General features: G+C 68.3%; 19 protein-coding genes and 3 pseudogenes. 10 read left to right on the forward strand and 12 right to left on the reverse strand.

The annotated features are described in order from the left end of the window. From QUE33_RS13545 to QUE33_RS13570, 6 genes and pseudogenes are all read right to left on the reverse strand, one after another. The gene (locus QUE33_RS13545) at window positions 1-1113 is read right to left on the reverse strand and encodes an ABC transporter permease (RefSeq protein ID WP_378761202.1); all 1113 of its coding nucleotides are present in this window, start codon (window positions 1111-1113) and stop codon (window positions 1-3) included. Then, window positions 1110-2003: an ABC transporter ATP-binding protein gene (locus QUE33_RS13550; RefSeq protein WP_286300718.1), complete on the reverse strand. Its 894-nt coding sequence runs from the start codon at window positions 2001-2003 to the stop codon at window positions 1110-1112. Before QUE33_RS13550 ends, QUE33_RS13545 begins: the two co-directional genes overlap by 4 nt. A gap of 174 nt (window positions 2004-2177) precedes the next feature. Next, window positions 2178-2872: pseudogene (locus QUE33_RS13555) on the reverse strand (response regulator). Continuing rightward, window positions 2869-4188 (reverse strand): sensor histidine kinase, encoded by a 1320-nt coding sequence (locus tag QUE33_RS13560; RefSeq protein WP_286300719.1) that lies wholly within the window; start codon window positions 4186-4188, stop codon window positions 2869-2871. Before QUE33_RS13560 ends, QUE33_RS13555 begins: the two are co-directional and overlap by 4 nt. 50 nt (window positions 4189-4238) lie before the next feature. Further along, window positions 4239-5084, reverse strand: a complete 846-nt coding sequence (locus QUE33_RS13565) for an exodeoxyribonuclease III (RefSeq protein ID WP_286300720.1) — start codon at window positions 5082-5084, stop codon at window positions 4239-4241. Between the two features lie 149 nt (window positions 5085-5233). Next, window positions 5234-5770 carry a YbhB/YbcL family Raf kinase inhibitor-like protein gene (locus tag QUE33_RS13570; protein ID WP_286300721.1) on the reverse strand — a complete coding sequence of 179 codons (537 nt, stop codon included), beginning with the start codon at window positions 5768-5770 and terminating at the stop codon, window positions 5234-5236. Between the two features lie 111 nt (window positions 5771-5881). On the opposite strand from QUE33_RS13570, the gene pyrE reads away from it, so the two are divergent. From pyrE to QUE33_RS13595, 5 genes are all read left to right on the forward strand, one after another. Further along, entirely contained in the window at window positions 5882-6442 is a 561-nt protein-coding gene (gene pyrE / locus QUE33_RS13575) for an orotate phosphoribosyltransferase (RefSeq protein WP_286300722.1), read from the forward strand. Window positions 6443-6606: 164 nt separating this feature from the next. Continuing rightward, window positions 6607-7632, forward strand: coding sequence for a LacI family DNA-binding transcriptional regulator (locus QUE33_RS13580; protein WP_286300723.1), 1026 nt, complete (start codon window positions 6607-6609; stop codon window positions 7630-7632). 114 nt (window positions 7633-7746) lie between these two features. Then, window positions 7747-9045 (forward strand): ABC transporter substrate-binding protein, encoded by a 1299-nt coding sequence (locus tag QUE33_RS13585; RefSeq protein ID WP_286300724.1) that lies wholly within the window; start codon window positions 7747-7749, stop codon window positions 9043-9045. Window positions 9046-9153: 108 nt separating this feature from the next. Then, a complete protein-coding gene (locus tag QUE33_RS13590; RefSeq protein WP_286300726.1) occupies window positions 9154-10044 on the forward strand; it encodes a carbohydrate ABC transporter permease in 891 nt (296 codons plus the stop codon). Next, window positions 10041-10958, forward strand: coding sequence for a carbohydrate ABC transporter permease (locus QUE33_RS13595; protein ID WP_286300727.1), 918 nt, complete (start codon window positions 10041-10043; stop codon window positions 10956-10958). Before QUE33_RS13590 ends, QUE33_RS13595 begins: the two co-directional genes overlap by 4 nt. Before the next feature lie 27 nt (window positions 10959-10985). Here QUE33_RS13595 and QUE33_RS13600 read toward each other — a convergent pair whose 3' ends face one another. The 4 genes from QUE33_RS13600 to QUE33_RS13615 form a co-directional block, all read right to left on the reverse strand. Next, on the reverse strand, window positions 10986-11153 hold the full coding sequence (locus tag QUE33_RS13600; protein ID WP_286300729.1) for a hypothetical protein: 168 nt from the start codon (window positions 11151-11153) through the stop codon (window positions 10986-10988). Beyond that, window positions 11150-11812, reverse strand: coding sequence for a metal-dependent transcriptional regulator (locus tag QUE33_RS13605; RefSeq protein ID WP_286300730.1), 663 nt, complete (start codon window positions 11810-11812; stop codon window positions 11150-11152). Before QUE33_RS13605 ends, QUE33_RS13600 begins: the two co-directional genes overlap by 4 nt. Before the next feature lies 1 nt (window position 11813). Further along, entirely contained in the window at window positions 11814-12140 is a 327-nt protein-coding gene (locus QUE33_RS13610; protein WP_286300732.1) for a hypothetical protein, read from the reverse strand. Window positions 12141-12223: 83 nt separating this feature from the next. Next, a complete protein-coding gene (locus tag QUE33_RS13615; RefSeq protein WP_286303166.1) occupies window positions 12224-13402 on the reverse strand; it encodes an Nramp family divalent metal transporter in 1179 nt (392 codons plus the stop codon). Window positions 13403-13557: 155 nt separating this feature from the next. Here QUE33_RS13615 and QUE33_RS13620 point away from each other — a divergent pair. Further along, a pseudogene (locus tag QUE33_RS13620) lies at window positions 13558-14186 on the forward strand (TrmH family RNA methyltransferase). Window positions 14187-14216: 30 nt separating this feature from the next. On the opposite strand, the gene QUE33_RS13625 reads toward QUE33_RS13620, so the two are convergent. Continuing rightward, the gene (locus QUE33_RS13625; RefSeq protein ID WP_286300734.1) at window positions 14217-14591 is read right to left on the reverse strand and encodes a hypothetical protein; all 375 of its coding nucleotides are present in this window, start codon (window positions 14589-14591) and stop codon (window positions 14217-14219) included. Here QUE33_RS13625 and QUE33_RS13630 point away from each other — a divergent pair. Continuing rightward, on the forward strand, window positions 14590-16305 hold the full coding sequence (locus tag QUE33_RS13630) for an acyl-CoA dehydrogenase family protein (protein WP_286300736.1): 1716 nt from the start codon (window positions 14590-14592) through the stop codon (window positions 16303-16305). The genes QUE33_RS13625 and QUE33_RS13630 overlap by 2 nt on opposite strands. 46 nt (window positions 16306-16351) lie before the next feature. Here QUE33_RS13630 and QUE33_RS13635 read toward each other — a convergent pair whose 3' ends face one another. Then, window positions 16352-17680, reverse strand: a complete 1329-nt coding sequence (locus QUE33_RS13635) for an MATE family efflux transporter (protein ID WP_286300738.1) — start codon at window positions 17678-17680, stop codon at window positions 16352-16354. Between the two features lie 72 nt (window positions 17681-17752). Here QUE33_RS13635 and QUE33_RS13640 point away from each other — a divergent pair, with 72 nt between their 5' ends. The 3 genes and pseudogenes from QUE33_RS13640 (at window position 17753) to QUE33_RS13650 (ending at window position 21335) form a co-directional block, all read left to right on the forward strand. Then, window positions 17753-18205: a DnaJ family domain-containing protein gene (locus QUE33_RS13640; RefSeq protein WP_378761188.1), complete on the forward strand. Its 453-nt coding sequence runs from the start codon at window positions 17753-17755 to the stop codon at window positions 18203-18205. An 88-nt stretch (window positions 18206-18293) separates the two neighbouring features. Beyond that, a pseudogene (locus QUE33_RS13645) lies at window positions 18294-20257 on the forward strand (M13 family metallopeptidase). 118 nt (window positions 20258-20375) lie between these two features. Further along, window positions 20376-21335, forward strand: a complete 960-nt coding sequence (locus tag QUE33_RS13650; protein WP_350226467.1) for a serine hydrolase — start codon at window positions 20376-20378, stop codon at window positions 21333-21335. Window positions 21336-21376: the final 41 nt, after the last annotated feature.

Genomic DNA, 21376 nt, shown 5'->3' on the forward strand with positions numbered 1-21376 from the left:
TCAGCCCCGCAGGGCCTCCATGAGCTTGACGCGTGCGCCCATCCGTAGCAGCGAGTTCTCGTAGATCTTCGCGCCCACCAGGATCGCCGCGATGCAGGTCACCACCAGGAGGATCAACGACAGCAGCGGCTCCCACCACTGCGCCTCGCCGACGAACAGCCGCACCGGCATCGCAACCGGCGCCGAGAACGGCACGTACGACAGGATCGTCATCACCAGCGAGTTGTCGTTGAAGAAGATCACCAGGAAGTACGGGGCCATCACGAGCATCATCAGCGGCATCGTGGTCGAGCCGATGTCCTCCTGTCGTGACACCATCGCCGCGGCACCGGAGTACAGCGAGGCCAGCAGGATGAATCCGAACAGGAAGAAGACCGCGAACCACAGCACCGGTGCGCCCAGACCTGCGAGCACGGCGTTCTGACCCGTGACGATCAGCCCCACCACGGCGATCGCCGCCAGCAGCAGGATCTGCGCCATCGCGAGGATGGTGTTGCCGATCACCTTGCCGGCCAGCAGCACGCGGGTAGGGATGGCAGAGATGAGCAGTTCGACCACACGCGTCTGCTTCTCCTCCACCACACTCTGCGCGATCGTCGAGCCGAAGGTGGACGCCGCCATCAGGAACACCACGCCGAAGCCGATGGCCACCAGGTAGCGCAGCAGCGGATTCGTCGTGTCGGGCTGGAGGATCTCCACCTGCGGGGCCTTGGACAGCGCCATGACCAGGCTGTTCGGGGTGTCCTTCTTGGTGAGGATCACCACGCCGGTCGGGTCGTCCTCGGCGGGAAGCACCGCGGCGGTGACCTCGTCATCGAGCACGAGCTTCTCCGCTGCGGCACGATCGGCCACCTCGGTGACCTCGACATTCGGCAGCGCCTTGACGACCTCTGCGCTCTGCGAGGTCGCGGCGATCGCATCGGGGGTCGGTGACTTGCTCATGAAGCCGCCGATCAGCACACCGGCGAGGGCAGCCAGGAGCAGGATGCCGGTGGCGATCAGGAACGCCTTGCTGCGCAGTTTGGAGGCGACTTCGCGCTCGGCGACCAGCCAGACGGCGGATGCGGAGTTCTGAGCCCCGGAACCGGTTGAACGGTGAGGTGCAGACATCATCGGATGACCTCCTTGAAGATCTGGGCGAGGGACGGATGCTGTGGGGCGAAGCCGGTGACCTCGCCGCGCTCGACGGCTCCGCGCAGCACACGCTGCGCGGTGGCGGGCGTGTCGACATCGAACAGTGCCGAACCGCCCTCGAAGTCGATGACGCTCACTCCGGGCTCAGCACGCAGCCAGCCCGCGTCACCCTCGGAATCGAGTTGGTAGCGCAGGGTGGAGTGCTGGGCGCGCAGCTGCTCCCGCGTTCCGGCCGCGCGGATGGTGCCGGCGGCGATGATGATCAGGTCATCGCAGAGCCGCTCGACCACGTCGAGCTGATGCGAGGAGAACAGGATGGATGCACCGCGGGCGGCGCGAGTCTGCAGCACGTCGGCGACCACGTCGACGGCGAGAGGATCCAGGCCCGAGAAGGGCTCGTCGAGGATGAGCACCTCGGGATCGTGCACGAGGGCTGCGGCGATCTGCGCGCGCTGCTGGTTGCCCAGCGACAGCGACTCGATCATGTCGTTCAGACGCTCGCCCAGCCCCAGCTCCTCGAGCAGCTCGGTGGCGCGCGCCGTGGCATCCGCCTTGCTGAATCCATGCAGCCGCGCGAGGTACACAACCTGCTCGAGCACCTTCATCTTCGGGTACAGGCCGCGCTCCTCGGGCATGTACCCGAAGCGCCGCCGGTCTGCGCTGCTGATCGGGACGTCGTTCAGGGTCACCGCGCCGCCGTCGGCGGCGAGCACCCCAAGGATGATGCGCATGGTGGTCGTCTTGCCCGCTCCGTTGCCGCCGACGAAGCCCGTCAGCCGCCCGGGGGAGACGTCGAAGCGGATGTCGTCGAGCACCTTTCGCGAGCCGTAGCTCTTGGTGACGCCTTCGAGATGCAGTCTGCCTGTCACGTCGTCTCTCTTCGTTCGGGGTCGGTTCGCTGTCTTTCTCCACGCTACGGATGCCGTCGTGCGCGAGCATCCCCCTGTGGGGGAGATGTGGCTGTCCCTCCCCGGGCGGAGTCGGAGCGTCAGGTGTCGAGCGTCACCGCCGGCGGACGGATCGGCTGCTCCGCGGTCGAAGGATCAGGCGAGCCCATGCCGGTGCGCCAGCACGATCGCCTGCACACGATCGCGGGCACCCAGCTTCTGCAGCACGCGGGAGACGTGCGTCTTCACGGTGGCCTCGCCGATGAACAGCTCGGCGGCGATCTCGGCGTTGCTGCGGGCATCCGCCATCAGGGCGAGCACCTCACTCTCGCGCCCGGTCAGCGGCTCCGCCGGCACGGCATCCGCTCCCGTCGCACTTTCCGTCGCCTTCTCGTGGGGGGCGGTGACGGAAGGTGCGACGGGAGCGGGGTGGCGGCGAAGCGCGCGAGCACACGACGGGTCACCTCGGGAGCGAGGATGCCGTCGCCGGCGGCCAGTGCGCGCACCGCGGCGATCAGCTCCTCGGGGCCGGCGTTCTTCAGCAGGAAGCCGCCGGCCCCGGCATCCAGCGCCTGGAACAGATACTCGTCGCGATCGAAGGTGGTGACGATGGCGACGGATGCCGTGATCGCCGGATCCGCGACGATACGGCGGGTCGCCTCGACGCCGTCCATGTCGGGCATCTGCACGTCCATCGTGATCACGTCGGGCCGTAGCCGCGCCGCGAGCTCGACGCCTTCCGAGCCGGTGCCAGCCTCACCGACCACCTCGATGTCGGGCTGGGTGCTCAGGATGGTGCGGAAACCGGCCCGCAGCATGGCGTGGTCGTCGACCAGCAGTACGCGGATCATCGTGCCGCCTCCCGTTTCATGTCGCGTGAATTGCTGCGATTCGGCGCCGGATGCAGCAATTTGCGCGATTCGAACGAGGAATACGGCACCGTCACCCGCACCCGGAAACCGCCCTGCGTGCGCGGGGTCAGCTCAATGGTGCCGCCGGATGCCAGGGCCCGCTCGCGCATGCCCAGCTGGCCGAGCCCCGGGCGCAGCACCCCGATCACGCGTCCGGTGTTCACGACCTCCAGCTCCACGGCATCCGTCTCGTATCTCACTCGCACATCGGCCGTGGCCCCCAGACCCGCGTGCCGACGAGCGTTGGTGAGCGCCTCCTGCGCGATGCGGTACAGGTTCACCTCGACCGTGCTCGCGACCGGCACCGGCTCACCGACCACTGTGTACGCGGTGGGCAGCCCGGCATCCGTCGACGACTGTGCGAGCTGCGCGATGTCGGCGAGCCCCAGGACGGACGCCGGCTCCTCGTTCGCCGCGTCCCCCGGGGCACGCAACGTCTCCAGCAGCTGTCGGAAATCGTGGATCGCTTCGCGCGAGGCCCCTTCGATGCCGGTCAGCGTCTGCTTCGCCTGCTCCGGATCGTCGTCCACGACCAGCCGCGCGGCACCGGCCTGCACGCCCATCACCGACACGTGATGGGCGACGACGTCGTGCAGCTCGCGGGCGATGCGGACCCGGTCCAGGGCAACCGCCTGCGCCGCAGTCACCTCGCGCTCGGTTTCCAACTCGCGGGTGCGCTGCTCGAGCGCGTGGCGCTGCGCGGCAGAGTGCCAGGAGCGTTCGCCGAAGTAGTACGCGCCGCCGAAGTACAGCCCGTTCAGCAGCAGCTGGATCATCATGAACGCGACATAGGGCGAGAACAGGCCCGCAGCCATGTCCTCCTTGCCCGCTTCGGCGATGGCGTCGCGGTACATCACGATGATCAGCCAGATGAACATGCCGACGATGATGCCGACGCGCACGAGCATCGCCGCGCGACGGTTCTGCATCCACGCGCCCACCGTGTACAGCGCCACGAACATCGTGATGTTGACGACGTACACCTCTGGCACATGCAGGGTCACGCTGGTGAAGAAGATCACCGCGATCAGGATCGCCACCGGTGCGGGCCAGCGGCGACGCACGGCGAGCGGTGCCGAGACGGCGAACACGGTGAGCAGCGCCGACCACATCGGCGCCTGCTGGTCGCCGTACAGCCCGGCGACGGTTGAGAGGCCGGCACTGAGGACGCCGCCGACCAGCATCACCGCGGCCAGCAGCAGATCCTGTCTCAGCTCTCGCTCGGTCGGCGAGCGCGTGAAGGTGGAATCCGGCATCCTCTCACCGTAGGACGGATGCCGGGCTCGCACATCCGTCGCGCGGTGGATCAGGCGAAGATCATCGGCAGGTCATCGTCGTCATCCGCGCCACCGAGGTCGAGGTCGACCACGACGGGCACGTGGTCGCTGGGCTGCTCGCCCTTGCGTTCGTCGCGGTGGATGGATGCCGCGGTCACGGCGTCGGCGAACGGTCGCGATCCCAGCACGAAGTCGATGCGCACGCCCTCGTTGCGAGGGAACTTCAGCCGCTGGTAGTCCCAATAGGTGAAGCCCTCGGGGATCAGCGGGCGCACGACATCCGTCAGACCGGCGGACTCCAGCGCGAAGAACGCCGCGCGCTCCTCGGGCGAGACATGGGTGGATCGCCCGATGACGATGTCGGGGTCGCCGTTGTCCTGATCGAACGGGATGATGTTGAAGTCCCCGACCAGCGCGAGTGGGCGGTCGGGGTTCGCGGCGATCTCGGCCGCCGTCGCCGTGCGCAGCGCATCGAGCCAGCGCAGCTTGTACGCCAGGTGCGGGTCTCCTAGCGCGCGACCGTTGGGCACGTACAGGCTCCATACCCGGACGCCTCCGACGGTGACCCCCAGGGCACGGGCCTCAAGCGGCGCATCCGGGCCATTGTGCCCCTTTGCGAAGCCCGGCATGCCGGCGAACGCCGTGGAGACGTCGGTGACCGGCTCACGGCTGGCGATCGCAACGCCGTTCCACTGATTCAGGCCGTGCACCTCGACGTGGTAGCCGGCCTCTTCGAACGGTTCGTATGGGAACTGCTCGGGCTTGCACTTGATCTCCTGGAAGGCGAGCACATCGATGTCCTCGCGCACGGCGAAGTCGACGGCGCGCCCCACGCGGGTGCGGATCGAGTTGATGTTCCAGGTGGCCAGACGCATACATCCAGCCTATTCGGCGTCACCGACGTCGCTCACCCGCGGCGCCACCGCCGACATCGTCGTCCAGGTCGCAATGGATGCCGCTCATCGGCGATTCGGGCGGCAACGATTGCGACCTGGACGGGTAGAGGGTGCACGCGTGGCGTCTGTCACCGTTCGGCAGGGTCTCCGGTCCCGATCAGGATGCCGCGGGCGAGCGTGTGGAAGTGCCGGTTGAATCCCAGCACCGCCGGTGTGGCGCCGACTTCGAGGTCGAGGTGATCGACGTCGAGCGCGTCGACCACGAAGAAGTAGCGGTGCACGCCGGTGCCCGCCGGTGGTGCGGCTCCGATGTAGCGCTCCAATCGGGCTTCGTTGGGCAGCACCGCGCTGCCTGCGGGCAGGCTCTTGGCGGTTCCGTCGCCGCTCTCGATCCCGCGCGCGTCGGCGGGCAGGTCGTAGGCGGCCCAGTGCCAGAACCCCGAACCGGTGGGTGCATCCGGATCGAAGCACGAGATCGCGAAGCTGAGCGTTCCGGCCGGCGGCTGCGACCACTCCAGCGTCGGATGCCGATCCTCACCTCCACGGCTGGACGACCAGGCGAAGCCGGGCAGCGGCCCGCCGGCGGTGAAGTCGGGGCTGGTCAGTTCGAGCGGAGCGACTGCGCGCAGCTCGGCGAGGGCGGCATAGGGATCGTATGAGAACATGTGTGACCTCCTGCTCCCACGCTAACCGCGCTCCTGCGCACGTGCCAGCCCCGGCCCCGTACGCGCCGCCCGGTCCCGAATGTGCTGCGGCGCCCGAATACACTGGATGCCGTGACCGATCTCGCCGCCGACCGCCAGGCCCTGCTCGACCTCATCACCGCCGAGGCGGTGTTCCACGGCGACTTCACGCTCTCCAGCGGCAAGAAGGCGACGTACTACGTCGACATGCGCAAGCTGACCCTCGACCACAGGGCGGCTCCCGCGATCGGGCGCATCATGCTCGACCTCATCAAGGATCACGAGATCTCCGCGGTCGGCGGGCTCACGCTCGGTGCGGATCCGATCGCCAACTCCGTCATGCACGCCTCGGTCGGCACCGACCGTCCGCTCGATGCCTTTGTCGTGCGCAAGGAGCCCAAGGATCACGGACGCGGGCGCCAGATCGAGGGTGCTGACGTCGCCGGCAAAAGGGTCATCGTGCTCGAGGACACCTCGACGACCGGCCAGTCCGCGCTCAAGGCCGTCGAGGTGCTGCGCCGTGAAGGCGCCGAGGTCGTTGCCGTCGCCGTGATCGTCGACCGGAAGACCGGCGCACAGGCTGCCATCGAGGCCGAGGGCCTGCAGTGGCTGGCGGCATTCGACCTCGACGACCTGGGTCTCGACCCGCAGTAAGGGATCGCTCAGTGCCGCGCGGGTTCGCGTAACTTCGGAGATCTGCACGATTTCGGAGCCATCTGCTCCGAAATCTCCGAAATCATGCTGATCTCCGGCCGGCCGTCTCGTCGCCGACATGGACATGGCAACGTTTTCGTGGGACTCTTCCGTATGTGGCGAAAATGACCGATCGAATTCCCGACGCCACGGGCAGGCCGACCATGAAGGACGTCGCCGCCCGTGCTGGCGTGGGGTTGTCGACCGTGTCACGCGTGGTGTCTGAGAAGAGCGGGGTCAGCCGCGCCAAACGCAGAGCCGTCGAGCGGGCGATCGCCGAGCTCGGCTACAGCCGCAACGAGTTCGCGCACACGCTGCGCACCGGATCCGCACGCACCATCGGCGTGGTGGTCACCCGCATCTCCGACCCCTTCTACGCGCAGCTGGTGTCGACGATCGAGGAGCGCGCGCAGGAGCGCGACCTGCTCGTGCTCGTCGCATCGGCCGGCGACGATCCCGTCGAGGGCGAGCGGGTGCTGCGACGGATGCTGACCCGTCGCCTCGACGGGCTCATCGTCGTGGCGCACGAGGAGGCGGACGTCTCCTTCCTCGCAGCCGAGAAGGAGGCCGGGACCAGGATCGTCTTCGTCGACCGCCCGCCGCGCGGGCTGCATGCCGACCTGATCGCCGTCGACAACGAGCGCGGAGCAGCGGATGCCGTGGCGCACCTGGTGCAGGCGGGCCACCGCGTGATCGCGTGCCTCGCACACACCTCGGGCCGGTTCACCTCCGAGCGCAGGCAGGCCGGTTTTCGCCAGGGCCTGAGGGATGCCGGGCTGCCGGCGCGCCCGGAACTGATCGTCGCCGTCGACGACGACGTGGATGCGTGCGTTGAGGCGCTGCGTGAGCTGTGGTCGCTCGACGATCCGCCGACGGCGCTGTTCACCACCAACAGCCGCACCACGAAGGCCGTGCTGAAGGCGTTGCGACTGCTGGATGCGCATCCCGCACTGGTGGGTTTCGACGACTTCGATCTGGCCGAGCTGATGAATCCGCCGGTGACGACCATCGCGCAGGACCCCTGGGCGATCGGCGATGCCGCTGCCGGGCTGCTGTTCGATCGGATCGCCGGGCTGGCCGGTCCCGAGCGCCGGATCACGCTGGGCACGCGCCTGATCGTGCGCGGTTCCGGCGAGCTGCCGCCGGGCTGACCGGCGTGGGCGTTATCGGGTTGTGACTCCGCTCCGCTTGCGTTTGGCAACGTTTTCATATTCCATGGCATGAGGTCCGCGAAAGGCGGCCTTCTTCATCCAACGGAGGATCACATGCGCAAAGCACTCGCCGCAGTAGCGGGTCTGAGTATCGCTGCTCTCGCGCTCGCCGGCTGCTCCAGCAGCAACGGGGACAACGGCAACAGCGGAGACAACGGCGGATCGGACGACGCCAGCGAAGTCGAGGTGTTCACCTGGTGGGCATCCGGCTCCGAGAAGACCGGTCTCGACGCCCTCGTCAAGGTGTTCGGGGAGCAGTACCCCGACACGAAGTTCGTCAACGCCGCCGTCGCCGGCGGTGCCGGCTCGAACGCGAAGAACGCACTCGCGTCGCGTCTGAAGGCCAACAACCCGCCGGACTCGTTCCAGGCGCACGCCGGTGCCGAGCTCACCGACTACATCGAGGCCGAAAAGATCGAAGACCTCAGCTCTTTCTACGAGGAGAACGGTCTGAACGACGTGTTCCCGTCGACGCTGATCGACCGCCTCACGGTGGACGGCAAGATCTACTCGGTGCCGAGCAACATCCACCGCGCCAACGTCGTGTGGGTCAACAGCGACCTGCTGACAAAGGCCGGCATCGACCCGAAGACCGCGCCCGCCGACATCGACGCGTGGCTGGCCGACATGAAGAAGCTGAAGGATGCCGGTGTCGAGACGCCGCTGTCCGTCGCGACCGACTGGACGCAGGTGCAGCTGTTCGAGAACGTGCTGCTCGCCGACCTCGGCGCCGAGGGCTACCAGGGTCTGTGGGACGGCTCCACGAAGTTCGATGACGCCAAGGTCACCAAGGCCATCGACGACTACACGAAGCTGCTCTCGTACGCCAACACCGACGGCACGGGCCAGGACTGGCCGGTCGCGACCGACATGGTCATCGACGGCACGGCCGCCTACAACGTGATGGGCGACTGGGCTCTGGCGGAGTTCGACGCCAAGGGCAAGACCTACGGCACCGACTACACCACCTGGCCGACCCCGGGCACCGAGGGCACGTTCGACTTCCTCGCTGACTCGTTCACTCTGCCGGTGGGCGCCCCGCACGCCGGTGGTGCGAAGAACTGGCTGAAGACGATCAGCTCGGCCGACGGTCAGAAGGCGTTCAACCTCGCCAAGGGTTCGATCCCGGCCCGCACCGACGCCGATTCCGCCGACTACCCCGAGTACCAGCAGGGTGCGATGGCCTCGTTCGCCGAGGACACCGTGGTCAGCTCGCTGGCGCACGGTGCTGCGGTGAAGGTGTCGTGGCTGAACGACATCACCTCGGCGATCGGACAGTTCGTCTCCACCAAGGATGGCGCTGTGCTGCAGGACGCGCTCGTCCAGGCACAGACCAAGGGTCTGGGCAACTGAGACCAGGGGTCTGGGCAACCGGACCGCGATCCGAGTAGCATCCGTTTCACGCGCGGGGCGACGCAGCAGCGCCGCCCCGCGCACATCCCCGTCTGAAGGAGGACGCCGATGCGCAAAGGCATCCGCAACTGGGGGCCACCACTGCTGCTGATCTCGCCGACGGTGGTGCTGCTGGGCATCTTCGTCTACGTGATGATCGGCGTGAACTTCTCCACGGCCATGACCAAGGACTCCGCGCTCACCGCATCCGAGTTCGTCGGCCTGCAGAACTTCGCCGACCTGCTCACCGAGCCGCGATTCCTGCATTCGCTGGCCAACCTGGGCATCTTCACGCTGTTCTTCATGGTCGGCACCATGCTGTTCGGCTTCCTGTGGGCGTGGATGCTCGACAAGGGCGTGACCGCCGAGGGCGTGTTCCGCTCGATCTACCTCTTCCCGATGGCGGTGTCGTTCGTGGCATCCGGTGTCGTCTGGCGCTGGCTGCTCAGCTCTGCGCAGGGCGACCGCGCCTCGGGGCTGAACCGGCTGCTGCAGTCCGTCGGACTCGGCGGCCTGCAGAACGACTGGTACAACCAGCCGCTGTGGGGCATGGCCGCCATGGCGATGCCCGCCGTCTGGCAGCTCGCCGGCTATGTGATGGCTCTGTTCCTCTCCGGCTTCCGCGGCATCCCCGAGGAGCTGCGCGAGGCGGCCCGCATGGACGGCGCCAGCGAGTGGAAGCTGTACCGGCATGTGATCTTCCCGCAGTTGAGCCCAGTCGCGCTGTCGGCCCTCGTGATCGCCGCGCACATGTCGCTGAAGGTGTTCGACCTGATCATGGCCGTCACCGGCCCGGTGTACATCACCGAGGTCCCCGCGACCTACATGTGGACCGCGCTCACCGGCGGTGAGTACGGCAAGGCATCCGCCATCGCTACCATCCTGCTGCTGCTGGTGTGCATCTTCATCGTGCCGTACCTGATCTCCACGGCCCGCGCCGAGAGGAGGGCACGCAAGTGACCGTCGCAACCGGAATCGAGCGCCGCGCCACTACCGGCGGAAACATCCCCACCGCGCATCGCACGCGCGCGCGGATCGGCCGCACCACCAAGTACGTGCTGCTGCTGCTGTTCGTCGTGATCGTGCTGATGCCCGTGTACGTGCTGGTCGTCACGAGCCTGAAACCGCCGTCGGACGTCAGCGCGGTCACCTCCTGGACGTGGCCGTCGCTGTGGCCGTGGCAGGCGGATGCCGACGGAGCCACCGGCTTCGGCAACTGGGCGACCGCGTGGGAGGCGCTTGCCGCGCCGCTGGGACGCACCTTCCTGCTGGCGATCCCCGCCGCCATCATCTCGGCCATGCTCGGCTCGATGAACGGCTTCGTGCTCTCGCGGTGGAAGTTCCCCTACGCGAACATCGTGTTCACGCTGATCCTGTTCGGCATGTTCATCCCGTACCAGGCGATCATGGTGCCGCTGGTGCAGATGAAGACGACCCTCGGACTGCCCAGCAGCATCGTCACACTGCTGATGGTGCACATCATCTACGGCCTGCCGATCTGTACGCTGATCTTCCGCAACTACTACGAGGGCGTTCCCGAGGAGCTGATGGAGGCGTCCCGCGTGGACGGCGCCGGCATGCTCGGCTCGTACTGGCGCATCATCCTGCCGCTGTCGCTGCCCGGGTTCGTCGTGACGATCATCTGGCAGTTCACCTCGGCCTGGAACGACTACCTGTTCGCGCTGTTCCTCTCGGATGCCAACCAGGGGCCGGTCTCACTGTCGCTGGTGAACCTGTCGCAGGGCGCGCAGCTGTCGAACTACGGCGCCTCGATGGCCGGTGCGCTGATCGCGTCGATCCCGACGCTGGTGGTCTACATTCTGCTGGGCAAGTACTTCATCGGCGGTCTGATGAGCGGTTCGGTCAAGTCCTGACCCCGCAGTGATGAAGGCAGCCGCGCGTCAGCGCCGAGGGCCCTTGGGGCGATCATCGTCATCGTCCCAGGGGCCTTCGTACCATTCCCCGCGGTTGTCGCGCTTGCGCGGCTTGAGCAGCTGGATGGTGAGCAGGGTCAGCGCCGACAGGCCGATGACGACCATCACCAAGAAGAGCGTGTCCTGCTGAGTCATCGTGCTCCTTCCGTATCGGGATGCTCGGAACCCGTCAGCCAGATCGCTTCGGCGGCGCCGTCGGGCAGGGCGACCGGGGTGCCGTCGAGCAGCACGCCCTCACCGGTCGTCGTGAGCAGGTGCCCGACGCCGACGCCGGCATCCTCCAGCGCCTGGAGCAGTTCGGGGTCGCGGTCGCTCACCCGCAGCACCCGGCCCGCATGACCCTCGGGCGCGTCGGCAAGCAGCACGAACGGCTCGCGCTCGACATGCCCGTCGGCATCCGGAATCGCATCGCCGTGCGGATCGAAGCGAGGCCGACCCAGCCGCTCGTCGATGGCGCCCAGCAGGCGGTCGCTGATGGTGTGCTCGAGCACTTCGGCCTCGTCGTGCACCTCGTGCCAGGAGTAGCCGAACTCGCGCACCAGCCACGTCTCGATCAGCCGATGCCGGCGCACCATCTGCAGGGCGCGCTCGCGACCGGCATCCGTCAGCCGCACTGCGCCATACGGCTGGTGCGAGACGAGTCCCGCGGCGGCGAGCTTCTTCACCATCTCCGTGACGCTGGACGGCGCGATGCCCAGTGCGGCGGCGAGCTGCGAGGGGGTGATCGGGGCGTCTTGCCACTCGGTGTGCGCGTACACCGTCTTCAGATAGTCGTCGAACGCGGGGGAGTTCATGTCAGGACCCCAGGGCGGCCAGCACAGTGAAGGCCGCATTGCCGGCGAAGAACAGGATCGCGAAGCCCGCGAGGGCGGCGAGCAGCGAGAGGCGCCCGTCGTAGTCCTTGACACTGCGGGTGCCGATGGCGCGCGCACGGAACGCGAAGAACAGCGTCATGGCTCCCAGCCCCAGTTGCACCCACGGACCGCCCTGCGGCAGCAGCTTCGGCCAGATGATCAGGATGCCCCCGAGCGCACCGGCAGCGAGTGCGAACCAGGTGCTCAGGCGCATCGCACGACGTGCCTCGGAGTCGTCGCGGCGCTTGTCAGCGGGGGCGGAGGGCATGGTTCGAGCCTACCTTCCGCTCCCGTCGCAGAAACCGTCGGCGGGTCGCCTCGGAAAGCGACGGAAAGTGCGACGGGAGCGAGTCAGCCGGTCAGGATGAGCCACAGCAGCACGGCGTTGAGCACGATGATCAGCACCGAGAACAGGATGCCCAGCACGGTCGTGGCGCGTCGGTTCGCGTGCGCGCCGAGGGTGCGGCGCTGCGCGGTGAGGGCGACGAGCGGGATGAGCGCGAACGGGATGCCGAAGGACAGCACCACCTGACTGAGCACGAGTGCGAGTGTGGGATCGAAGCCGATGCCGAGGATCACGAGCGCGGGGATCAGCGTCACGAGGCGACGGGCGAGCAGCGGGACCCGGATCGTGAGCAGGCCGTGCATGATCTCGGCGCCCGCGTAGGCGCCGACCGAGGTCGAGGCGAGCCCGGATGCCAGCAGCCCCACGGCGAACAGCGTGCCGATCAGGACGCCGAGGTTCGCGGTGATCGCCGTGTACGCGCCCTCCAGGGAGTCGGTGCCGTCGGCGCCGGCGAGGTTCGCGGCGGCCAGCAGCAGCATCGCGAGGTTCACGGAGCCGGCGATGACCATCGCGATCGTCACGTCCCAGCGCGTGGCGGTGAGCAGGGTGCGGATCGATGGTCGACGCGAGCCCATCGCCGAGCCGAAGCGGTCGCGGGTGAGGGCGCTGTGCGCATAGATGGCGTGCGGCATGATGGTCGCGCCGAGGATCGATGCCGCCAGCAGCACGGAGCCGCTGTCGGCGAAGCGCGGCAGCATTCCGCCCAGAACTCCCGCGGGGTCGGGCGGGGCGACGAACAGCCCGGCGATGAAGCCGATCACGATCGTCGCCATCAGTCCGATGATGACGAACTCGAAATGCCGCGGCCCGCGCCGCGAGTGCACGGCGAGCAGGGCGATCGAGACGGCACCGGTGATCAGCCCGCCGTATATCAGGGGAATGCCGAACAGCAGGTTCAGTGCGACCGCGCCGCCCAGCACCTCGGCGATGTCGGTGGTCATCGCGACGAGCTCGGCCTGCAGCCAGTACGCCCGCCGTGCCCAGCGACTGCGGATGCGCGCGCCGAGCAGCTCCGGCAGGCTCTGCCCCGTGACCACGCCGAGCTTGGCGGAGAGGTACTGGATGAGCCACGCCATTGCGTTGCCGGCGAGCACCACCCACACCAGCAGGTACCCGTAGCGCGCCCCTGCGGTCATGTTGCTCGCGACATTGCCCGGATCGAGGTAGGCGACGCCGGCCACCATCGCCGGACCGAGCAGCCACAGCCGCCGCACGCGCGGCGCCGTCGTCACCGTGTTCGCATCAGGGGTGAAAGCAGATTTAGGCACACCGAAACCATAGCAATCTTTCGGTCTACCTAAAAGAGATGGATGGCTGCGGCAGGGATACGCTGAGGAGGATGGACGAGCACGCCTCCGAGGGGACACCTGAGCGCACGACCCACGGGGTGGGGCCCTGGCAGGGGAGTGGCCGAGCGGGGCGCACTACGACCGCGAGCTCCTCGAGCACGGAGACACCCGCAACGTCATCGATCGCTACCGGTACTGGCGGATGGATGCCATCATCGCCGACCTCGACACCCAGCGGCATCCCTTCCACGTCGCGATCGAGAACTGGCAGCACGACATGAACATCGGCTCCATCGTGCGCAGCGCCAACGCCTTCCTTGCCGACACCGTGCACATCATCGGCCGGCGCCGGTGGAACAGGCGCGGTGCGATGGTCACCGATCGGTATCAGCACGTCGTGCACCACCCGGATGTGGAGACGTTCACCGCGTGGGCGGCGGAGGCCGGCATCCCGATCATCGCCGTCGACAACGTCGGCGAGGCGGTTCCCGTCGATCGCGCCGACCTGCCCGAGCGCTGCGTGCTGCTGTTCGGACAGGAGGGGCCCGGGCTGTCGGAGGAGGCGCTCTCCTCCGCATCCGGCCACGTCGAGATCACTCAGTACGGCTCGACCCGCTCGATCAACGCCAGCGCCGCGGCCGCCGTCGTGATGTACGAATGGTGCCGCCGGTACGCCTGACCGGGTTGCGGATGGCCGGATGCCGCGCGCTCAGTCGCGCTGGATGCCGAAAGAGTGCTTCATCAGCGCGTTGACGTCGCTGTCGAGGCGATCGAGGCGGCGGTGCACACCCTGTATCTCAGCGCGGATGATCCGCACGAACATCGTGGACATCAGCGTCATCATGCCGAACAGGCCGGTGGCGAAGACGCCGATCAGCGTCCAGACCTGCGGTTCCGTCATCGTCAGCACCCCTTCATCATCGCCCGTTTCGCTCGACGATGCCAGGGTTCGTCGAGCCGCGCGGGCGCCGGCCCACGATCTGTGGACAACTCGTTCAGAAGCCGAAATGTGCAGGAAGAGTGGTTCACTTGAAACCCAGTCTCGCGTACACTGGCTCTCGGTCTCAAAGAAGGAGCGCACCATGGCATCCGACTACATCCCCCCGGTCGAGGACTACCGTTTCCTGTTCGGTGAGGCCTTCGGCCTCGACCTCGTCGCGCGAGGAACCGCCGGGGCCTTCAGCGCCGAGGACGCCACCGAGATCATCGCCGGAGCCGGCGAGTTCGCGGCATCCGTCCTCGCCCCTCTCGAGACGATCGGCGACCGCGCGGGCGCCCGCCTCGAAGACGGCCAGGTGCACCTGCCCACCGGATTCGCCGAGGCCTACCGGGCCTTCGTCGAAGCCGGCTGGATCACCGCCGAGGCTCCGGAGTCCGCCGGCGGCGACGGCCTGCCCGGCTCGATCCGCGCGGGGCTCGGCGAGATCTGGAACGGATCGAACGCGGCCTTCGCGCTGTGCTGGCTGCTGACGGCCGGTCAGATCCATGCGCTCGATGCGGCGGCATCCGACGAACTGCGCGAGACCTACCTGACCAAGCTCGTCTCCGGCGAGTGGACCGGCACGATGAACCTCACCGAGCCCGACGCGGGCACCGACCTCGGGGCGATCCGCACGATGGCGACCCCGCGCGACGACGGCTCCTGGAGCATCAGCGGCCAGAAGATCTTCATCACCTGGGGCGACCACGACGTGGCCGAGAACATCGTGCACCTCGTGCTCGCGCGCACACCCGACGCACCCGCCGGAGCGAAGGGGCTCTCGCTGTTCGTCGCCCCGAAGTTCTTGCCCGACGCCGACGGCAACCCCGGAGAACGCAACGCCGTCACCACCGTCGCCATCGAGCACAAGCTCGGCATCCACGGCAGCCCGACCTGCGTGCTCTCCTACGAGGACGCCACCGGCTACCTCGTCGGCGAGGTGGGCGGCGGCCTGGCCGGCATGTTCGTGATGATGAACTCCGCGCGCGCCGGCATGGGGTTCCAGGCCACCGGAATCTCCAATCGCGCCTACCAGCAGGCCGCCGCCTACGCGGAGGGACGCCTGCAGGGAGCCGTGTTCGATCGCCCCGCCGGCACCCCGATCGCCGAGCACCCCGATGTGCGTCGCCTGCTGCTGTCGATGCAGAGCCGCCTGTACGCGATGCGCGCCCTGGGCGTGTACCTCGGCGACCTGTTCGACCGCGCCGAGACCGACGGCACCGGCGTGCTCGCCGAGTTCCTCGTGCCGATCCTGAAGGGCTGGGCCACAGAGGACGCGGTCGCGCTGACCAGCGATGCGATCCAGGTGCACGGCGGCATGGGCTTCATCGAGGAGACCGGCGTGGCGCAGCACTACCGCGACGCGCGCATCATGCCGATCTACGAGGGCACCACCGCGATCCAATCGAACGACCTGATCGGGCGCAAGGTGATCCGCGACAGCGGCGCGACGGCCGAGGCACTGTTCTCCGAGATGGCGGAGACGGTCGCTGCGCTGCGTGCCCTGGACGACGCGGTGGCCGTGCGCACCGCCGAGCGGCTGGAGCGAGCTGTGGCAGCGGGGCGGGCGGCGACGGCATCCGTGCTCGGCTTCGGGCAGTCGCGTGACGCGTACGCGGTGAGCGTGCCGTACCTGATGCTGCTCGGCACGCTCGCGGGCGGCTGGATGCACGCCCTCGCCGTGGTCGCCGTGCTCAGCCGCGAGACCGCAGGAGAATCGGATGCCGAGCGCCTGCGCTCCGCTGACTTCTACGGTGCCCATCACCTGCCGCGGGTGCACATGCTCGCCGAGACGGTCGCGGCCGGTGAGGTGGCCTGAGGCAGCTTGAGGCTGAAGGCCGTCGCTCGGACTCAGCCGGCTCCGTTCAGGCGGCGACCTGCGTCCAGCGGTCGGTGCGCACGCGCCAGCCGAGCGTCGCCAGGCGCGCGAGCATGTAGACGCCGAAGAACGCCACGGCCAGCCAGACGAGTCCGGCGATCCCGTCGACTCCGGTGGCGGAGATGATCCACAGCGCGGGCAGGAACGGCACGAGGTTCAGCAGCCCCGCGATCGCCAGGTAGCGGGCATCGTTCGCGCCCATCAGCACCCCGTCGAGCACGAACACGACCCCCGCGAAGGGCTGGGCGACGGCGAGCACGATGAATGCCGGCTGCACGAGGGCGGCGATCTCGGCATCCCCGGTGAACACGATCCCGAGCACCCCGGACAGTCCGCCGATGAGGGCGCCGACGAGCACGCCGAACCACACTCCCCACGCGACCGTGCGCCGCAGCACCCGATGCACCTGCGCCATGTCGCCGGCTCCCAGGCTCTTGCCGATCATCGCCTGCGCGGCGATCGCGAGCGCGTCCAGTGCGAAGGCCGCGGTCGAGAAGATGGTGAAGGCGATCTGCCAGCCGGCAAGCTCGTGCGTGCCGATGCCAGTGGCGACGCCGACCGTCGCCAGCAGTGCCACGCGCAGGCTGACCGTGCGCAGGAACAGCCAGCCGCCCGAGCGTGCGGTGCCGCGGATGCCGGTGCCCTGCGCCTTCATCGAGGCGCCGTGCTTCCGCGCCAGGCCGCGGATGACGACCACGTAGGCGGCGACCATGCCCCACTGCGCGGTGACGGTGCCGAACGCGGAGCCCGCGATGCCCCAGCCGAGGCCATAGATGAACAGCCAGTTCAGCAGCGCGTTGGCGCCGAACCCGAGTCCGGCGATCCACAGCGGCGTGACCGTATCCTGCATCCCGCGCAGCAGCCCCGTCGCGGCGAACACGATGAGCATCGCCGGCAGCCCCCACATCGAGATCGACAGGTACGTGCGTGCTTCCTGTGCGACCGCATCCGTGGCGCCGAACAGCCCCACCATCGCGGGCGTCGACACCGCGCCGATGATCGCCAGCACCGCGCCCAGGGCCAGCGCGAGCCACATGCCGTCGATGCCGACCGACACCGCATCGCCGGGCCTACCCGCACCGAAACGACGCGCGACCGCCGGAGTCGTGGAATAGGCGAGGAAGATCATCAGGCCGACGATCGTCTGCAGCACGGCGCTGGCGATGCCGAGGCCCGCCAGCGGCACGGCGCCGAGGTGGCCGATCATCGCCGCATCGATGATGAGGAACGCCGGCTCGGCCACGAGCGCACCGAGCGCCGGCACGGCGAGGTGCAGGATCTGGCGGTTCAGCGAGCCGGATGCGGGAGATGCCACCTCATGAGCCTAGGGGTGGTGCGGACAGCGGTCCGGAGCCCGAATTAGGCTGTCGATATCGGAGGTGCGTATATGACCGAACCGAAACGGGACCAGGGCGCTGCCGAGCCCACGGCGCCGCCCATGGTGCTCAATGCCCAGAACGAGGCGCAGTTCGTAGAGACGGCGATCCAGCTCGCCATCAGACGCGGCGAGTTCGACAACCTGCCCGGCGCGGGCAAACCGATCGAGGGGCTGGGTACCAGTCATGACCCGGATTGGTGGATCCGCCGCAAGATCGAGACCGAGAACCTGTCCGGTCTGGGCCCGCCGGCTTTGCTGCTGCGCACCGAGGATCGAGAGCTGAACGGGGAACTCGATCAGCTCGGCAGGGAAGAGGATGTCCGCGCGGTGCTGGAGGATTTCAACCGCCGTGTGATCGAGGCGCGGCGGCAGCTGAACGGCGGCCCGCCGGTGGTCACGAAGACCAGAGATGTGGATGCCGAGGTCTCCGCGTGGCGGGAGCGCAGGGCGTCCGGTCGATAGGGGTGATCGACTGATCCGCAGACGGCGCGGAGCGGAGGAACCCGCTTCGCGGGCGGAGACGTCGGCGGTGGCGCATAGGGTGGAACGCATGACTGACGTTCTGCCCTCTGGTCTCGCCACGAGCGAGTTCAGCTCTGACATCCGCCCTCAGGACGACCTCTACCGCCACGTCAACGGCGCGTGGCTCGATGCCGCCGAGATCCCCGCCGACAAAGCGCGCTGGGGCTCCTTCCACATGCTCGCCGAACAGGCCGAGAAGGACGTCCGCGCGATCATCGAGGAGTCGACGGATGCCGAACCCGGCACCCTCGCCCGCAAGGTCGGCGACCTGTACTCGAGCTTCATGGACACCGAGCGCATCGCCGCCCTCGGCGTCGCCCCGCTGGTGGAGCAGCTCACCAAGGTCGATCGGATCGACAGCATCCGCTCCTCCTCGCCGCCGTCGGCACGTTCGACCGCGAGGGCGTCGCCGCCCTCATCGGCGTCTTCGTCGAGCCCGACCCGGGCAACCCCCAGCGCTACGTGCCCTTCGCCGTGCAGGCGGGCCTTTCGCTTCCCGACGAGAGCTACTACCGTCAAGACGGCTTCGCCGAGACCCGCACCGCCTACAGCGCGCATCTCGAGCGGCTCCTCACCCTTGCGCGCATCGCGGATGCCGCGGGCACGGCCGAGCGTGCCTTCGCCCTCGAGCACGAGATCGCCGGTCACCACTGGGACAACGTCGAGTCCCGCGATGCCGTGAAGACGTACAACCTGCGCAGCTGGGACGAGTTCCAGCAGCTCGTCGGCGTGGATCTCGCGCCGTGGCGGGATGCCGTCGCACCGGCCAACCCCGACGCGTTCACAGAACTCGTCGTCTACCAGCCCAGCTTCTTCGAGGGCCTCGGCGCGCTGCTCGTCGAGGAGCGTCTCGACGACTGGAAGGCCTGGCTGACCGCTAAGGTCGTGCACGGTCTCGCCGGGTATCTGACCGACGACATCGTCGACGAGAACTTCTCCTTCTACGGCACCGAGCTCACCGGCACCCCGTCGATCCGTGAGCGCTGGAAGCGCGGCGTCTCACTGGTGGAGGGGTCGCTCGGCGATGCGGTCGGAAAGATCTACGTCGAGCGGCACTTCCCCGCGGAGTCGAAGGCCGCGATGGACGAGCTGGTCGGCAACCTGATCGAGGCGTACCGGCAGAGCATCGAGAAGCTCGAGTGGATGGGCGCCGAGACGCGCAGGAAGGCGCTCGACAAGCTCGCCACCTTCCGCCCGAAGATCGGGCATCCCGAGGTGTGGCGCGACTACAGCGGTGTCGAGATCTCGGCATCCGACCTGATCGGCAACGCGCGTCGTGCCTCGGTCTTCGAGCACGACCGTCAGATCTCGAAGGTCGGCAAGCCCATCGATCGCGACGAGTGGTTCATGCCGCCGCAGATGGTCAACGCCTACTACAACCCGCTGATGAACGAGATCGTCTTCCCCGCGGCCATCCTGCAGTACCCGTTCTTCGACCCGAAGCGCGATGCGGCCGCGAACTACGGCGGCATCGGCGCGGTCATCGGCCACGAGATCGGCCATGGCTTCGACGACCAGGGCAGCCGCTACGATGGCGACGGCCGCCTGCAGGACTGGTGGACCGACGACGACCGGGCCGCGTTCGAGCAGCGCACCAAGGCCCTGATCGCGCAGTACGACGTGCTCGTGCCGCTGGGACTGAGCGAGGAGAACCATGTCAACGGCGCTCTCACCATCGGCGAGAACATCGGCGACCTGGGCGGTCTGGGCATCGCGCTGAAGGCATACGAGCTGTCGCTCGGCGGTGAGGACGCACCGGTCATCGACGGCTACACGGGCGTGCAGCGCCTGCTGTTGAGCTGGGCGCAGGTGTGGCAGCAGAAGAGCCGTGACGCCGAGACGATCCGTCTGCTGACCATCGACCCGCACTCGCCGAACGAGTTCCGCTGCAATCAGATCGTCAGCAACATCGACGCGTTCTACGATGCGTTCGACGTCGCAGAAGGGGATGCGCTGCACCTTCCGGAGGACCAGCGCGTCACCATCTGGTGAACGTCCGACCCCGCCGCCCGACCCACGGGCGGCGGGGTTACGATAGCCGGGACGGTCGGACGCGCACCCCGGGCGCATCCGGACACCGTCACCTCCCCCATCCCGTGAGGAATCACGTGTGAGCTCCCACTCCGCCCAGCTGCCCGAGCCTTCCGACGGTGAATCGCGTGCGCCCTCCGACGGTGTCGCCACGGCGTCACGACGGTCTCATCGCAGCAGCAGGCGCACTCCTCGACGGGCGGCAGTGGGACGGCGCTCGTTCAGCACTGCGCTGCGCGCCCTGGAAGAGCTCGCGCAGTCGGGGGCGCAGGTGTCGGTGCACGTCAGAGACCTCGACACCGGGCACACGGTGCTGTCCGGTGACGATCACGTGCCGCTGCCCATCGCCGGGCTCGGTGTCGTTCCCGTGCTCGTGGAGACGGCCGTGGCGCTGGATGCGGGCAGGCTGGATCCGCTGGGCATCATCGATCGCGCCGACGCCGACCTGGTCGCCGGCTCGGGGCTCTGGCGCAACCTGCGCGCGCCGGCCCTGCCGATGATCGACCTGGCGGTGCTGGCGGCGGCCGCCGGCGACCCGAACGCGGCCAACGCGCTGCTCGACGCCGTCGGACACGAGCAGGTCCGCGCACGCATGGTGAGCCTCGGCATGCCACGCAGCGCCGTGCTCGATCACTTCCGCGACAAGCGCGGCCCCGACGACGCACCGCACGTCGCCGTGGGCACCACCCGCGAGTTCGCCCAGCTGTTCTCCGCCCTCGTGAACTCCGCCGTCGTCGACGCTGGAATCAGTGCGCAGGTGGCCGAATGGCTGAGCCTCAATCACGACCTCAGCCTCGTCGCCGCCGCCACCGGACTCGACCCGTTCGCCCACGAGCACGACGCCCATGGGCTGCTGTTCATCAACAAGACCGGCCGTGATCGCGGCGTGCGCGCCGAGGCCGGGGTGCTCGCCGGCCCCCGCGCCGGCGTGGCCTATGCGCTGACGGTGTGCTTCGACGATCTGTCGATCAGCCATCGTCTGCGTGCGCACGACGCCTTCCGGATCCTCGGCACCGACCTCATGGAGTACACGCACTGAGCGATGCGGTCCGTCGCAGCACGTACGCCGAGGCGGCGCAC

Origin of the sequence: Microbacterium suwonense (genome assembly GCF_030296555.1) — a bacterium.
In the GTDB taxonomy this organism is placed as follows: domain Bacteria; phylum Actinomycetota; class Actinomycetes; order Actinomycetales; family Microbacteriaceae; genus Microbacterium; species Microbacterium suwonense.

What these genes read in the sequence shown, in the direction of transcription:
- QUE33_RS13545 (WP_378761202.1), bottom strand. Translation starts at nt 1,113, where the DNA reads ATGATGTCTGCACCTCACCGTTCAACCGGTTCCGGGGCTCAGAACTCC.
- QUE33_RS13560 (WP_286300719.1), bottom strand. Translation starts at nt 4,188, where the DNA reads ATGCCGGATTCCACCTTCACGCGCTCGCCGACCGAGCGAGAGCTGAGA.
- QUE33_RS13565 (WP_286300720.1), bottom strand. Translation starts at nt 5,084, where the DNA reads ATGCGTCTGGCCACCTGGAACATCAACTCGATCCGCACCCGCGTGGGG.
- QUE33_RS13570 (WP_286300721.1), bottom strand. Translation starts at nt 5,770, where the DNA reads ATGTTCTCATACGATCCCTATGCCGCCCTCGCCGAGCTGCGCGCAGTC.
- QUE33_RS13580 (WP_286300723.1), top strand. Translation starts at nt 6,607, where the DNA reads ATGACCGATCGAATTCCCGACGCCACGGGCAGGCCGACCATGAAGGAC.
- QUE33_RS13585 (WP_286300724.1), top strand. Translation starts at nt 7,747, where the DNA reads ATGCGCAAAGCACTCGCCGCAGTAGCGGGTCTGAGTATCGCTGCTCTC.
- QUE33_RS13590 (WP_286300726.1), top strand. Translation starts at nt 9,154, where the DNA reads ATGCGCAAAGGCATCCGCAACTGGGGGCCACCACTGCTGCTGATCTCG.
- QUE33_RS13600 (WP_286300729.1), bottom strand. Translation starts at nt 11,153, where the DNA reads ATGACTCAGCAGGACACGCTCTTCTTGGTGATGGTCGTCATCGGCCTG.
- QUE33_RS13605 (WP_286300730.1), bottom strand. Translation starts at nt 11,812, where the DNA reads ATGAACTCCCCCGCGTTCGACGACTATCTGAAGACGGTGTACGCGCAC.
- QUE33_RS13610 (WP_286300732.1), bottom strand. Translation starts at nt 12,140, where the DNA reads ATGCCCTCCGCCCCCGCTGACAAGCGCCGCGACGACTCCGAGGCACGT.
- QUE33_RS13615 (WP_286303166.1), bottom strand. Translation starts at nt 13,402, where the DNA reads ATGGTGGCCGGCGTCGCCTACCTCGATCCGGGCAATGTCGCGAGCAAC.
- QUE33_RS13630 (WP_286300736.1), top strand. Translation starts at nt 14,590, where the DNA reads ATGGCATCCGACTACATCCCCCCGGTCGAGGACTACCGTTTCCTGTTC.
- QUE33_RS13625 (WP_286300734.1), bottom strand. Translation starts at nt 14,591, where the DNA reads ATGGTGCGCTCCTTCTTTGAGACCGAGAGCCAGTGTACGCGAGACTGG.
- QUE33_RS13640 (WP_378761188.1), top strand. Translation starts at nt 17,753, where the DNA reads ATGACCGAACCGAAACGGGACCAGGGCGCTGCCGAGCCCACGGCGCCG.